The following is a 12,113-nucleotide window of genomic DNA, read 5'->3' as shown; positions in this document are numbered from 1 at the left end:
AATGCTATATTGGCAGGGTGAGAGATGTGTGGTGTCGATGATGTTTGATCCTGAACGCGCAGAAATCCGGTTTGGCTGCGGGTTGTCCCCGCGCCTTGCACCTGCGGGATCGACGTCCGAGATGTTGGCGCGGCTCAAAGGGCCGGATGAGGCCGCGCGGCGGTTTGAAATTCCAAGATTGCCAAGCATTCGCAAACAGGCGTTGAAATTTGCCGATGCGCGGGATGCGTATTTCCATGCAGAAACCAAGGCAGACCGGCAGGCGGGCAAGAAACGCTACAAAGTGCATACGCGCGCGATGCGTCAGGCCTCGATCGGCTGGTTTGGCCAGACGCTCTTGCGGCGGGTTCATGGCGAAGACGGGATGCGCGAAAGGCTGACCGCGTTCTGGGCGGATCATTTCACGGCCGTGGGCCGCGATGAGATCACCCGAATGGCGCATCCGATCTATATCGAAGAGGCCATTCGCCCCTATGTTTCGGGCCGGTTCATCGACATGCTGCGGGAGGTCACGACCCACCCGCTGATGCTGGTGTATCTTGATCAGAACAGCTCGATCGGGCCCAACAGTTCTGCTGCGCGGAACCGCAAGAAGAACAAGAAGAAGAAAAGCGGGCTGAACGAGAATCTGGCGCGCGAATTGCTGGAGTTGCACACGCTGGGGGTCAAGGGGCCGTACACGCAGCAGGATGTGCGGCAATTGGCCGAGCTACTGACCGGGCTGCATTTCTCGATCCGTGACGGTGTCACCTTCAAGCCCAACCTAGCCGAGCCGGGGGCCGAGACGATCCTGGGCACGATCTATGGCGGCGATACACCGAAGATGAGCGACATCAACGCGCTGCTCTTCGATCTGGCGGTGCATCCCGTCACCGCGGCGCATCTGTCCCGCAAGCTGGCGGTGCATTTCATTTCGGACACGCCCGACCCGGCGCTGATCGAGGCGATGACCAAGCGCTATCTTGAGACCGCCAGCGATCTGCATGCGGTCTACGAGGTCATGCTGAACCACCCGTCGGCCTGGGATTTCAGCAACCGCAACGTCAAGCAGCCGCTGGATTTTGTCAGCTCGACCCTCAGGGCGTTGGATATCGCGCCAGATCATCCGGCCCTGACAAAGCCGTCGCGATTGCTGGGCACCTTCTTTGGCCCGATGACCCTGATGGGACAGGCCTGGGGGCAGGCACCGGGCCCTGATGGATGGCCCGAGGCGGATGAGCAATGGATCACGCCGCAGCGTTTGGCAGCACGGCTGCAATGGGCGATGAGCGTGCCGTATAAACTGCGCCGCGTGCTGCCCCATCCGCGAGAATTTGTTGAAGTGGCTCTGGGCCGCGATGCGCCCGAGGCGGTCCGATTTGCCGCGGGTGCCGCCGAAAGCAGGACCGAGGGCGTGGGGCTGATTCTGGCCTCACCCGCGTTCCAGCGGATGTAAGGGGATCACGCAATGACCACACGAAAACAGTCCCGCCGCAGTTTTCTGAGCAATGGTCTGGCATTGGGATGTTCCCTGGCCGCGAGCCCGTTGCTGACGCCGGTCACCTTTGCCAGCGCGCCGTGGGAGAACCGGCTGGTGGTGATCATCCTGCGGGGCGGGATGGACGGGCTGGACGTGGTGCGGCCCTACGGCGCCCGTGAATTTGCAGCGCTGCGCACGGGATCAGGCAAGGATGTGCTGGATCTGGATGGGTATTTTGCGCTGCATCCATCACTTGCGCGACTGATGCCGCTGTGGCAGGCGGGCGATCTGGGGTTTGTTCACGCGGTGTCGACCCCCTACCGGGACAAGCGCAGTCATTTCGACGGGCAGGACATCCTGCAGGCCGGGATCGGGCTGAGCGCCGAGGGGCGTGTCCGTGATGGATGGCTGAACCGGCTGCTGCAAAATGTCCCCGAGGCCGAGGCCGAGACGGCCTATGCCATCGGACGCGCCGACATGCTGCTGACCCGAGGCAAGGCGCGGATTTCGGAATGGTCGCCCGATGCGGGGCTGACGCTGACACCGCAAGCAGAGCTGTTGCTGGAACAGATCATGCATGATGATCCGTTGTTTCGCGATGCGGCGATGGAGGCCATCATGCTGTCGGGTTTCGAGGCCGAGATGGCCGGAGAAGCGCAGCCCACCGACAGTGCCGAGATGATGGATGCCATGAAGGGCACGATGCGCGGGGTGCGCAAGGGCAACCGGCCTGAAAGCATCGCTGGTTTCGCGGCTGACCGCCTGCGCGGCGATACCCGGATCGCGGCCTTTTCCCTAAGCGGGTTCGATACTCACACGAACCAGACCAAGACCCTGCCCAAGGCGTTGGATCAGTTGCAGACTGCGATCCTGACGCTGAAACAGGGCCTGGGTCCGGTCTGGGACAAGACCGCTGTCGTGGCGATGACCGAGTTTGGCCGCACCGCGCGGCTGAACGGATCGGCGGGGACCGATCATGGTACGGCGGGTGCGATGCTGCTGGCCGGTGGAGCGATCCGGGGCGGACGGGTGGTGACCGATTGGCCGGGATTGAGCGAGGCAGACCTTTACATGCGTCGCGATCTGTTGCCGACCCGAGATTTGCGAGCGCATACCGGTTGGATGCTGCGCCAGCTTTTCGGGTTGGACAGTCATCTGCTGGAAACCACGGTCTTCCCCGATCTCGACATGGGCAGTAACCCCGGCCTGATCCTCTGACAAATTGCTTTGCCGTGTGTTGTGCACCGGGCTATCGTCCGGCCATGCCGCAGCAGGAGGCAAGATGACACATGATCCCCGACCCGTTGGACCGGTCGTTGAAGGCTGGCAAGTGCCACCCCGGCCCGCAGACTTGGTGCTGGACGGACACTATGCACGGCTGGAGCCATTGTCAGCGGACCGCCATGCGGCGCTGCTCTATAAGGCGTTCGATGGCCATGACTGGGTTTGGGATTACATGCCGTCCGGCCCTTTCGCGTCGTCTTCGCAGTTTCACCGCTGGATGCGTGAGGCAACCGGTACAAACGATATCGTCTTTCAGGCCATTTATGACAAGGAGCGCAAGGCGTTTGGCGGCTTTGCATCCTATCTGCGGATCAAGCCTGCCAGCGGCTCGATCGAGGTCGGGTATATTGCAATGGCTCCGCAATTGCAGCGCACCCCTGCGGCGACCGAGGCGATGTATCTGATGATGCAATGGGCGTTCGAGGCCGGATACAGGCGCTATGAATGGAAATGTGATGCGCTTAACCAGCCGTCACGCCGGGCAGCGCAGCGGTTGGGCTTTAGCTATGAGGGGGTGTTCAGGCAGGCGACAATCGTCAAGGGGCGCAATCGTGACACTGCGTGGTTTGCGGCCATTCATACAGAATGGCCTGCCTTGAAAGAGGCATTCCAAATCTGGTTAGCGCCCGGGAATTTTGACGAAAAGGGGCAGCAACGCGAGCGTCTCAGCGATCTGACACGCCTTGTGCGTAAATCCTCTGATCCATCGCTTTAGATGGCGATGCGGGTGTTCAGACGTTCATGAACCAGTCCGGCAAGACGGGCGATTTTGACCGGCAAAGCGGTCTTGTCCGCCATGCTTTCCGCCAGATCGGTTGCCGCCTCTTCCAGCTGACCATCTTCGGCGCTGCGGGCGACACCGCCCAGAAACTGTAGCACGTAATCCAGCACCGGCCCTTCCTGGTGATCATCTAGCAGATTGGCGACATGGCTCATGTCGTCGCGATAGGCCACCGGATCGGGATTGATGATATCATCGCTGAGCACGCGCGGGCCCGAAGGGCGACGATCAGCGGGAAGCTTGTCCAGAATGGCCTGTTGAAATGCGCCAACGCTGCTGAGCGGCTTGGACAGAAATCCGTCGGCACCCGCAGCCAGCGCAACCTCTTCCAGATCGTCATCACCGCTGGTGGCCATGATCACGCCGACGCGCGGTGTTGCGTTGTTAAGATCTTCGATCAGATCGGTGCCTGAACCGTCTGGCAGGCCAAGATCGACGATGGCAATCGAGGGACGATAGACGCGCAGGTGACGCCGGGCTGAGCGCAGACAATCCGCCCGTCTGATCCGTGCGCCGCTGCGCAGACACATCAGACGCAGTGCTTCGCAAGTGAACCGGCTGTCTTCGACAACAAGCACGGTCATCCCCAAAAGCGGGCGATTGCTGGTGGGCATCCGCATCGGCGGCAGATCGCTTAAATCATCCATCTTTCTGCTCCTTAGTCTGCATCGGCCTGAACACAATTACGCCCACATGCCTAACGGTTGGTTAATCGTAGGGTTGCGTCCCTCTGTCGCTTGTCAGCGCGGCCCGCTGCCCCCATAACAACGCCAAACTGCTTGCAGAAGGATTTGACCATGATTGGACGCCTCAACCACGTCGCCATTGCTGTCCCGGACCTGGAGGCCGCATCGGCGCAATATCGCACCGCCCTGGGGGCTAATGTCGGCGCGCCGCAGGATGAGCCGGACCACGGTGTAACGGTGGTTTTCATCGAATTGCCCAACACCAAGATCGAACTGCTTTACCCCCTGGGCGACGACAGCCCGATCAACGGATTTCTGGAAAAGAACCCGGCGGGCGGCATCCATCATGTCTGCTATGAGGTCGAGGATATCATCGCCGCGCGCGATCATCTGCAAGCCACCGGCGCCCGCGTATTGGGCAGCGGAGAGCCAAAGATCGGCGCCCACGGCAAGCCCGTCCTCTTCCTGCATCCCAAGGATTTCAACGGCTGCCTGGTCGAGTTGGAGCAGGTCTGATGGGCATCGCCTCGGGGATTGTCCTTTATCTGGTGTTCTGGTTCATGACGTTTCTGGTGGCGCTGCCGATCCGGATTCAGACCCAGGGCGAGGCCGGTGATATCGTTCCCGGTACTCATGACGGGTCGCCACAACAGCATCATCTGAAGAAAAAGGCGATCATCACCACGATCGTGGCAGCGGTGTTTTGGGCGATTGCGGCCTATATCATCATCACCGGTACAATCACCGTGCGCGATATCGACATGTTCAACCGGATGGGCCTGTCCGCGCCTGAATAGCCTGAAAGATATGGGTAAAGGTCGCGGCCCCCAGAATGGGGATGATCAGGTTGATCAGCGGCAATGACAGCGGCATTGCCATCAGCGTGCCCGCCAGCCAGATCGTGCCGCGGTTCTGCTTGCGCAGCGCGGCGGCCTTTGTTCGGCCCAGGCGGCGCATGGCTGCAAGCTGAAAATACTCCATCCCCAGCAGATAACCGTTGAGCGCCCAGAAGATGAAGATCGAGGCCGGCGGCACCAGCGCATAGACAAAGAGCGCCAGAATATTGGCGCCAATCAGCACGCCAAGGAAATTCAGCGTATCGCGGATGGCATCCCAGATCGGCACCCTGGGTGCGGCGGGCAGGTGAGGGTAATGCCGCTCTTCAACCGCCTTCGCCACCTCATCGAGAAACATTGAGGTGATGGCCGAGGCCACCGGCACCATCAGAAAGACCGAAAGGATGATCATCAGGAACAGGCTGCCCCAGCCCAGCAGATCATCCAGCCAGGTGACAGTGCCGATCAGGGGCAATTCGGCCCCGTCGCCAAGCGCCCATTGCAGAAAGCCCAGAAATCCGGCGTAGACAGCAACTAGCAGGGCCAGGGTCAGGCCAACGCCCAGCAACAGTACCTTGCGGAACCGTGGATCACCGATTTGCGATACCGCTTTGAAGAAGGAGGCAAATATCATTCACTGACCCAGCTGATGATCTGATCAAGGTCCGGACGGGGGCGTTCTGGCGGGGCATTGGTTTCGGTGCCGATATGGATGAAACCGGCGATCCGCTCATGGCTTTCAAGACCCAGGGCCCGGGTGACAAATGCGCGGTCATGGCTGGCCCAGCCACTCAGCCAGTTTGCACCCCAGCCCGACGCCAATGCCGCGTTGAGAAGCGCGAGGCAGACCGCACCGGCCGAATAGCTTTGCTCGATTGCGGGAATTTTCGGCGATGGTTTCTGCACCTCAATCACCGCGACGGCCAGATCGGCCTTGGCAAACTGGTCCTGTGCCTTGGCGATCTCTTCCGGGGTGCGGCCCAGCCGTTTTCCGGTTTCCGGAACCAGCGTGGCCAGACGCTGCAAGGCCGCATGCTCAAGCACGATCAGGCGCCAGGGCTCCAGTTTGCCGTGATCCGGGCTGCGCGCCGCGGATTGGAGGATCGGCATCAGCTCATCGCGTGTGGGGACCGGGCCGGTCAGGGTTTTGGCCGGGCGCGACCGGCGGTTCAACAGAAATTCTAACGCGGCGGGGTTGGGATCGGGCATGCTGTCCTCGGGTATTTTCGTTGCGCTACATGTCGGGGGTCGGAAGGCCAAGGTCAAGGGCCGGAAGCGGCCCCTTGGCAGGGCATGGGATAAACACTAGGCCATGTGCATGAAACTGCCTGATCTCAGCCATCTCGCACAGGCCGGCAATCAGATCGCCGTGCGTGTAACGCCGAAAGCGTCGCGAGACCGCGTTGTGGCCGATGAAGGGATGCTGCGGATTTACGTCACTGCAATCCCCGAGGATGGCAAGGCCAACGCTGCGGTTCAGAAGCTGCTGGCCAAGGCGCTTGGTATTCCCAAATCGCGTCTGACGTTACTGCGCGGTCAAACCGCTAGAGACAAGCTGTTCAAGGTGCTGGCCGGGTGATCACTGCCGGGGTGGGCGGCTTTTGTAGACCGGCAATTGCCAACCAAAAAGCAGCGATCCGGCCCGCAGCGCCCAGGTGGTTATTGCACAGACCAGCAGAACAGGCATGGTCAGATGGGTGAATTGCATCATCACGATGCCAGCCAAAGCACCGCCAAGCGCGGCGGTCACGTAAAGCTCTCCCTGTTTCAGGACCAGCGGTACTTCGTTGCAGACCACATCACGCATCAGGCCGCCCAGACATCCCGTGGCCACCCCCATCAGCACCATGATCGGCATCGGTTGCAGCATCACCATCGCTGCGGCCATGCCGGCAGGGACGGCCACAGCAAGAGCGAAACTGTCAAGCCAAAGTAGCCAGCGATAGCGGCTTTCGACCTTGTGGGCGGTGAAATAGATGAAGACGGCTGCGACAAGGGCGATGAAGATATAGGTGGGATTGCCAACCCAGAAGACCGGGTTGCGATCCAGAAGAACGTCGCGCACCGTGCCGCCGCCCACGGCTGTGATACAGGCCATGAAAGCAAAGCCCACGATATCAAGCTGCGCCCGGCTTGCCACGAGCGCGCCGGTCAGCGCGAAGATCAGCACTGAGGTATAATCAAGTAGGGTGAGAGCTGTCATTCCTGACCCTTCTTGGGTTTCTTGGGCTTGAACGGGGCCATGCCGGCACGTGCCAGCTCGTCCGCGCGTTCGTTTTCCGGGTGGCCCGCATGTCCCTTGACCCATTCCCAGGTCACATCATGGCGGGCCTGCGCCTCATCCAGACGTTGCCATAGTTCGACATTCTTCACAGGTTTCTTGTTCGACGTCTTCCAGCCATTTCGTTTCCAGCCGAACATCCACCCCGTGATGCCGTTTTTAACATAGGCGCTGTCGGTCACGATGGTGATGGCGCTGGCGCGTTCCAAGGTTTCCAGCGCATGGATCGCCGCCAGAAGCTCCATCCGGTTATTGGTGGTCTCGGCCTCGCCACCCTGCAATTCGCGTTCTTTGACGATCCGGTCGCCATCCATCGCGCGCATCAGCACACCCCAGCCGCCCGGGCCAGGATTGCCCGAGCAGGCCCCGTCTGTATAGGCAAACAGTTCAGGCATGGGCGGTGATCGTCACCCAATCGGCCCATTCGCCATCCAGACCCTTGTCGCGGCCCGTCGTGCTGGAAAAGGGGGTGAAGCGCGCGTCATTGAGCAGAACGGTCAATTCTTCCTCGGTGTAATAGGTGTACAGTCGGCCAAGGGCGTCGCGGTGTTCGCCGGTCCCGGTTTTCATGCCGATATGGAACATGCCGCCGGTCTTTATCAACTCGCGCAGGGTGCCGAGATAACGCGGCATGTCTCCGCGGGGGGCGTGCAGCAGGCTGAAATTGGCCCAGATCCCATCGTAAAGACTACTGCCGGTCAGGTCATCGAAAGTGGCGACCCAGGCGTTGACGCCGTCCTGCTTGCCGGCCAGTTCGACCATTGCCGGGGCTGCATCTGTGGCATCGACTGTCAGGCCTGCGCGGGCCATGTGCCCGGCCGCAAAACCGGGTCCGCAGCCCAGATCAAGCACATGCGAGCCCTTGGGCAGCGCCCCGATAAAAGTGGTCAGCGCCGGATCGGCGATCTCGTTCGCCAGGGCGGCATAGTCATCGGCCATGTCACCATAGACCTTGAGGGTTTCGATATCGCTGCTCATTGGGTGACTCCGATCGTCAGACACAAAAGCACGACGGCGGTCAGAAGAAGGCGCAGGCGCATCCACCATGCCGGTGCCACGCCGTAGTGCCAGAAAAGCCAGTCGAGGCCAAGCAGCCCGATGAACCCCACCATCAGAGAAATGCCCGCACCGACCGGCCCACCGCCTGTCATCAAAAACGCCCAGAGTGCCGGAAAGGTCGAGAGGATGTAGCCGGTGCTGGCCTGTGCACCCGACAGCTTCGTGGCAAAGCCCCAGAGCACGCCGGACATGAATGACAGGATCACCGCGCCATAGAACAACATCACATAGGGTCCGGCAAACCGTGGACCGATGGTTTGGATTGTCCAGGTGGCCAGATCGGGTGACAGCACGGTGAGCGCGCCCCAAAGGAACGGGATAAGGCCCGCCAGGCCAAGGGTCAGCGGTGTGCGGGGTATTGTTGTCATGGGGTTACCCCTTCTCCAGCGCCAGACGTAGGCCAAGGGCCGCAAAGAGAGCGGCAAAGCTGCGGTTTAGCCAGCGCATCGCAATCTGCGAGGACAAAACACGGGCGCGCGCCGTGGCGGCGAAAACCCCGTAAAGAACAAACACGACAAAGGTCAGACCCATGAAGACCGCGCCAAGGCCCAGCATTTCGACCGTGGCGGCGGCGGGGTTGCCGGACAGGAAGGGGGGCAGGAGTGCCAGAAAGAAGACCGAAAGCTTGGGGTTCAGGATATTGATCAGCGCACCGCGCCGGGCAATCCGCCAGCTTGACTGGGTGGTGGGATTCCCCTCGACCGAGAGCGCGCCACCTGATTTCAGTGCCTGCCAGGCGAGGTAAAGCAGATAGGCCACGCCGGCAAATTTCACCATCTGAAAAAGAAGCGCAGAGGCGTGCAGCACCGCCGCCAGTCCGAGCGTTGCTGCCAACAGGTGCGGAACAATACCAAGGGTACAGCCCAGGGCGGCGGCGATACTGGCGCGCGTGCCTTGGCCCAAGGCAATTGCCAAGGTGTAGATCACGCCGGTCCCGGGGATCAGCACAACCACGAGAGCGGTCAGAAGAAACTGCACGGTCATTCGGTCAACGTCCTGTTTTGCGATTGGCCCAGTGGGGCCATAGCCAGACCGGGCTGTCAACCCGGCATAGCCTCAACTGACAGGGGGATTTTGCAGGCAGAGATTTCCTTTGACCGGTGCGATTTAACCGCTTGGCTCTGGCACATCGGTCGAGGATTCCACAAGGTCGCGCGACGTGCGCAGCATCCGGTCAACAACCAACGGGATCACCAGACCGACGAGAAAACCCAGAACGAAGATTTTAGCGTTCTCTGCTGATCCAAGCACACCACTGCTTGCCGCGGCCGTGCCGATGGTGACGTCTGCGAACCCGACACTGACAATCTTGTACTTCAGGATCAGGAACAGAACCGAGGCGACCACGATATCGCGCAAAGGTCCAAGACCGGTCGGTATTTCGCGCACGACAACATAGTAGTCTTTTTCGCCGGAAACGATGGTCCGCAGCATTGACATGAAGACCACGAAACGGCCCAGCAGAACGCCAATGGCGATCAGGCCGAGATTGAAGCCGAGCGGAAGAAGTGCGCCGTTCGTTGACAGGATGCTACCGGCGATCATTTCGGGGAAGGAGGCCGCGAAATACCAGAAACCCGACAATATGAAGAAGAAAACCAACGAGCCTACGGCTGCTGATTTTAGCTGCTTGCGGGCCATTGGCGCCAGACAACGCAGCGCGATTTCCCGCTCCAGATCCCCTACCTGAATTGCGAAATCGGCCAGTTTGTTGGGCCGGTTTCCCGATTGCGCAATCCCGCGGGCGGTCTCGCGCAACTGGTAGCTGAGCAGTTTGGCATCCTTGGGTTTGCAGGCGGTATAGAACCTTTCGAGCAGCGCCAGCACTTTCATTGTATGGCGCATGGCCTCGGCTTGCTCAGGGGTTGAGTCGAGCTCGTAATTGGAAACGACCGACCAGCCCGCGTTACTTTCGGCGTTCTGAATGTCGAAGGGAAACAACACCTTGCCATTCGTTCCGGTTCTGCCGCCGACTGTTTCGAGGTTCATCTGGTGTGCGGCTGCAGAGACTTTGACCTTTTTTGGCGGCTGCCTGCCGGCCACTGCTTCGGTTTGTGGCGCGGCGGATGCCTGGTTTGCGTCGTCGGCGGGGGACTTGTCTTTGGTGGTCATGCGAAATCACTCAGGTCAAGCACGATGCGCTGTCGGCAAAGCGGGTTGGGACAGGTGATCGTCGCCTCCATGGGCACGCCGGTGACGACGCCGGCGGTATTTGCGATGCCGGTTCCGTCGAAAATGGATTGGCCAATATTTTTCGAGCGGCTTTTACCGCCAACGATCTGTAATGTCAGTTCATTTAGCCCTTCGGCCAGTTCTTCCCGACTGAATTGACTGAAATCTGCGCCGGAGGTCATGGCCTCCATCAAATCATGTTTGTTCATGCTAAATACTCCAAAATATTGAGGTATTTTGCCACGGCTTCGGGAAAATTTCAATCTGACGGTTCGGCTCTGGGTTGTATGGGCCAGGTTCCGCGTCTGTGTCTTTGACCTTGATCGTCAGGACGCTGGGCGACCTGCGAGGTTTCGCGACGGGCGCATGGCACAGTTTCTGTCGAAGTTATCAACAAAAACAACGCCTTGGAAAGGCGAAGATGTCACGGCAGTTTGCAGGCTGCGGCGGGAGCGTCAGGCGATTTCGCGCAGCACGCGGGGCACTTTGAAATGCACGCTTTCCTTGGCGGTTTCGACCTCGGCGATGGTGATGTTGTAGCGGGATTTCAGGGCCTCGATCACTTCGTCCACCAGCACTTCGGGGGCAGAAGCCCCGGCGGTGATGCCAAGGGATGTGATCCCTTCCAGCGCGCGCCAGTCGATATCGGTGGCGCGCTGAACCAGTTGGGAATAGGCGCAACCTGCCTTGGTGCCGACCTCGACCAGGCGCCGGGAATTCGATGAATTGGGGGCGCCGACGACCAGCATCGCATCGACCTTTCCGGCCATCACTTTCACGGCCTCTTGCCGGTTGGTGGTAGCATAGCAGATGTCCTCCTTGTGCGGTCCCCTGATGTTGGGAAAGCGCGTTTGCAAGGCGGCCACGATATCGGCGGTGTCATCGACCGAGAGGGTGGTCTGGGTGACAAAGGCCAGCTTGTCGGGATCGCGCACGTCGATATGCGCCACGTCATCCGGGGTTTCGACCAGCAGCACCTCGCCGTCTGGTAATTGTCCCATGGTTCCAATGGTTTCCGGGTGGCCCGCATGGCCGATCATGATGATCTGAAGTCCGGCGCCCGAGTGACGCTCGGCCTCGATATGCACCTTTGAAACCAGCGGACAGGTGGCATCGACATAGATCATTTTGCGGCTGGCGGCCTCGGCCGGGACGGATTTGGGCACGCCATGGGCCGAGAAGATCACCGGGCGATCGGTCGGGCATTCCGAAAGCTCTTCGACAAAGACCGCGCCCTTGGCGCGCAGGTCATCGACGACGAATTTGTTATGCACGATCTCGTGGCGAACATAGACCGGCGCGCCCCATTTGGTGAGCGCCTTTTCGACGATCTTGATGGCGCGATCCACCCCGGCGCAGAAACCACGGGGTGCGGCCAGAAAAAGAGTGAGCGGTGGGTTGGTCATGGCGTCTCCTGTCGGGTCAGAGGTAAGGCTTCTGACGGGTGTCGTCCAGTGCGTAGCGGCGGAGGCGGGCGTTGCGAAACGACACGTTACGCACGGTGCATCGCCGGATTTTGCGACGAATCGGGTTAATGCATTGAAATTGGACGAAA

At 60.3% G+C, this 12,113-nt stretch carries 17 protein-coding genes; 6 read left to right on the top strand and 11 right to left on the bottom strand.

Features of this window, described 5'->3' with window-relative positions; translation table 11 throughout:
* Positions 1 to 40 precede the first annotated feature (40 nt).
* The 3 genes from Q1B27_RS06015 to Q1B27_RS06005 all read left to right on the top strand — a co-directional run bounded on the left by Q1B27_RS06015 (position 41) and on the right by Q1B27_RS06005 (position 3,458).
* A complete protein-coding gene (locus tag Q1B27_RS06015; protein ID WP_367181337.1) occupies positions 41 to 1,435 on the top strand; it encodes a DUF1800 family protein in 1,395 nt (464 codons plus the stop codon).
* A gap of 12 nt (positions 1,436 to 1,447) precedes the next feature.
* Entirely contained in the window at positions 1,448 to 2,677 is a 1,230-nt protein-coding gene (locus Q1B27_RS06010) for a DUF1501 domain-containing protein (RefSeq protein ID WP_299845172.1), read from the top strand.
* Between the two features lie 64 nt (positions 2,678 to 2,741).
* Positions 2,742 to 3,458, top strand: a complete 717-nt coding sequence (locus Q1B27_RS06005; protein WP_299845169.1) for a GNAT family protein — start codon at positions 2,742 to 2,744, stop codon at positions 3,456 to 3,458.
* Here the strand turns inward: Q1B27_RS06005 and Q1B27_RS06000 are convergent.
* Positions 3,455 to 4,171 (bottom strand): response regulator, encoded by a 717-nt coding sequence (locus tag Q1B27_RS06000; RefSeq protein WP_299845166.1) that lies wholly within the window; start codon positions 4,169 to 4,171, stop codon positions 3,455 to 3,457. The genes Q1B27_RS06005 and Q1B27_RS06000 overlap by 4 nt on opposite strands.
* A gap of 150 nt (positions 4,172 to 4,321) precedes the next feature.
* Between Q1B27_RS06000 and mce the strand changes: the two genes are divergently transcribed.
* A complete protein-coding gene (gene mce / locus Q1B27_RS05995; protein WP_299845163.1) occupies positions 4,322 to 4,726 on the top strand; it encodes a methylmalonyl-CoA epimerase in 405 nt (134 codons plus the stop codon).
* Positions 4,726 to 5,007 (top strand): DUF1467 family protein, encoded by a 282-nt coding sequence (locus tag Q1B27_RS05990; protein ID WP_299845160.1) that lies wholly within the window; start codon positions 4,726 to 4,728, stop codon positions 5,005 to 5,007. The genes mce and Q1B27_RS05990 overlap by 1 nt, the downstream gene beginning before the upstream one ends.
* Here Q1B27_RS05990 and Q1B27_RS05985 read toward each other — a convergent pair.
* Positions 4,976 to 5,680, bottom strand: a complete 705-nt coding sequence (locus tag Q1B27_RS05985; RefSeq protein WP_299845157.1) for an EI24 domain-containing protein — start codon at positions 5,678 to 5,680, stop codon at positions 4,976 to 4,978. The two genes, Q1B27_RS05990 and Q1B27_RS05985, sit on opposite strands and share 32 nt — an antisense overlap.
* Entirely contained in the window at positions 5,677 to 6,255 is a 579-nt protein-coding gene (locus Q1B27_RS05980; RefSeq protein ID WP_299845154.1) for a nitroreductase, read from the bottom strand. Before Q1B27_RS05980 ends, Q1B27_RS05985 begins: the two co-directional genes overlap by 4 nt.
* A gap of 109 nt (positions 6,256 to 6,364) precedes the next feature.
* On the opposite strand from Q1B27_RS05980, the gene Q1B27_RS05975 reads away from it, so the two are divergent.
* Positions 6,365 to 6,625: a DUF167 domain-containing protein gene (locus tag Q1B27_RS05975; RefSeq protein ID WP_299845151.1), complete on the top strand. Its 261-nt coding sequence runs from the start codon at positions 6,365 to 6,367 to the stop codon at positions 6,623 to 6,625.
* Here Q1B27_RS05975 and Q1B27_RS05970 read toward each other — a convergent pair whose 3' ends face one another.
* From Q1B27_RS05970 to ispH, 8 genes are all read right to left on the bottom strand, one after another.
* Entirely contained in the window at positions 6,626 to 7,249 is a 624-nt protein-coding gene (locus tag Q1B27_RS05970; protein ID WP_299845148.1) for a trimeric intracellular cation channel family protein, read from the bottom strand.
* Positions 7,246 to 7,722 (bottom strand): ribonuclease HI, encoded by a 477-nt coding sequence (rnhA, locus tag Q1B27_RS05965; protein WP_299845145.1) that lies wholly within the window; start codon positions 7,720 to 7,722, stop codon positions 7,246 to 7,248. Before rnhA ends, Q1B27_RS05970 begins: the two co-directional genes overlap by 4 nt.
* Positions 7,715 to 8,305, bottom strand: a complete 591-nt coding sequence (locus Q1B27_RS05960) for a class I SAM-dependent methyltransferase (RefSeq protein ID WP_299845142.1) — start codon at positions 8,303 to 8,305, stop codon at positions 7,715 to 7,717. The genes rnhA and Q1B27_RS05960 overlap by 8 nt, the downstream gene beginning before the upstream one ends.
* Entirely contained in the window at positions 8,302 to 8,754 is a 453-nt protein-coding gene (locus Q1B27_RS05955) for a DUF3429 domain-containing protein (RefSeq protein WP_299845139.1), read from the bottom strand. Before Q1B27_RS05955 ends, Q1B27_RS05960 begins: the two co-directional genes overlap by 4 nt.
* 4 nt (positions 8,755 to 8,758) lie before the next feature.
* On the bottom strand, positions 8,759 to 9,370 hold the full coding sequence (locus Q1B27_RS05950; RefSeq protein ID WP_299845136.1) for a LysE family translocator: 612 nt from the start codon (positions 9,368 to 9,370) through the stop codon (positions 8,759 to 8,761).
* Between the two features lie 123 nt (positions 9,371 to 9,493).
* Positions 9,494 to 10,498, bottom strand: coding sequence for a hypothetical protein (locus Q1B27_RS05945; protein WP_299845133.1), 1,005 nt, complete (start codon positions 10,496 to 10,498; stop codon positions 9,494 to 9,496).
* The gene (locus Q1B27_RS05940) at positions 10,495 to 10,767 is read right to left on the bottom strand and encodes a hypothetical protein (protein ID WP_299845130.1); all 273 of its coding nucleotides are present in this window, start codon (positions 10,765 to 10,767) and stop codon (positions 10,495 to 10,497) included. Before Q1B27_RS05940 ends, Q1B27_RS05945 begins: the two co-directional genes overlap by 4 nt.
* 246 nt (positions 10,768 to 11,013) lie before the next feature.
* On the bottom strand, positions 11,014 to 11,964 hold the full coding sequence (gene ispH, locus Q1B27_RS05935) for a 4-hydroxy-3-methylbut-2-enyl diphosphate reductase (RefSeq protein WP_299845127.1): 951 nt from the start codon (positions 11,962 to 11,964) through the stop codon (positions 11,014 to 11,016).
* Positions 11,965 to 12,113: the final 149 nt, after the last annotated feature.

This window comes from uncultured Roseovarius sp. (assembly GCF_947489715.1).
Lineage (GTDB): Bacteria > Pseudomonadota > Alphaproteobacteria > Rhodobacterales > Rhodobacteraceae > Roseovarius.
This window is presented reverse-complemented; position numbering and strand designations above follow the sequence as displayed.

Bases quoted from the DNA above. Each gene is read 5' to 3' on its own strand.
- Q1B27_RS06015 (WP_367181337.1), top strand. From the start codon at position 41: ATGTTTGATCCTGAACGCGCAGAAATCCGGTTTGGCTGCGGGTTGTCC.
- Q1B27_RS06010 (WP_299845172.1), top strand. From the start codon at position 1,448: ATGACCACACGAAAACAGTCCCGCCGCAGTTTTCTGAGCAATGGTCTG.
- Q1B27_RS06005 (WP_299845169.1), top strand. From the start codon at position 2,742: ATGACACATGATCCCCGACCCGTTGGACCGGTCGTTGAAGGCTGGCAA.
- Q1B27_RS06000 (WP_299845166.1), bottom strand. From the start codon at position 4,171: ATGGATGATTTAAGCGATCTGCCGCCGATGCGGATGCCCACCAGCAAT.
- mce (WP_299845163.1), top strand. From the start codon at position 4,322: ATGATTGGACGCCTCAACCACGTCGCCATTGCTGTCCCGGACCTGGAG.
- Q1B27_RS05990 (WP_299845160.1), top strand. From the start codon at position 4,726: ATGGGCATCGCCTCGGGGATTGTCCTTTATCTGGTGTTCTGGTTCATG.
- Q1B27_RS05985 (WP_299845157.1), bottom strand. From the start codon at position 5,680: ATGATATTTGCCTCCTTCTTCAAAGCGGTATCGCAAATCGGTGATCCA.
- Q1B27_RS05980 (WP_299845154.1), bottom strand. From the start codon at position 6,255: ATGCCCGATCCCAACCCCGCCGCGTTAGAATTTCTGTTGAACCGCCGG.
- Q1B27_RS05975 (WP_299845151.1), top strand. From the start codon at position 6,365: ATGAAACTGCCTGATCTCAGCCATCTCGCACAGGCCGGCAATCAGATC.
- Q1B27_RS05970 (WP_299845148.1), bottom strand. From the start codon at position 7,249: ATGACAGCTCTCACCCTACTTGATTATACCTCAGTGCTGATCTTCGCG.
- rnhA (WP_299845145.1), bottom strand. From the start codon at position 7,722: ATGCCTGAACTGTTTGCCTATACAGACGGGGCCTGCTCGGGCAATCCT.
- Q1B27_RS05960 (WP_299845142.1), bottom strand. From the start codon at position 8,305: ATGAGCAGCGATATCGAAACCCTCAAGGTCTATGGTGACATGGCCGAT.
- Q1B27_RS05955 (WP_299845139.1), bottom strand. From the start codon at position 8,754: ATGACAACAATACCCCGCACACCGCTGACCCTTGGCCTGGCGGGCCTT.
- Q1B27_RS05950 (WP_299845136.1), bottom strand. From the start codon at position 9,370: ATGACCGTGCAGTTTCTTCTGACCGCTCTCGTGGTTGTGCTGATCCCC.
- Q1B27_RS05945 (WP_299845133.1), bottom strand. From the start codon at position 10,498: ATGACCACCAAAGACAAGTCCCCCGCCGACGACGCAAACCAGGCATCC.
- Q1B27_RS05940 (WP_299845130.1), bottom strand. From the start codon at position 10,767: ATGAACAAACATGATTTGATGGAGGCCATGACCTCCGGCGCAGATTTC.
- ispH (WP_299845127.1), bottom strand. From the start codon at position 11,964: ATGACCAACCCACCGCTCACTCTTTTTCTGGCCGCACCCCGTGGTTTC.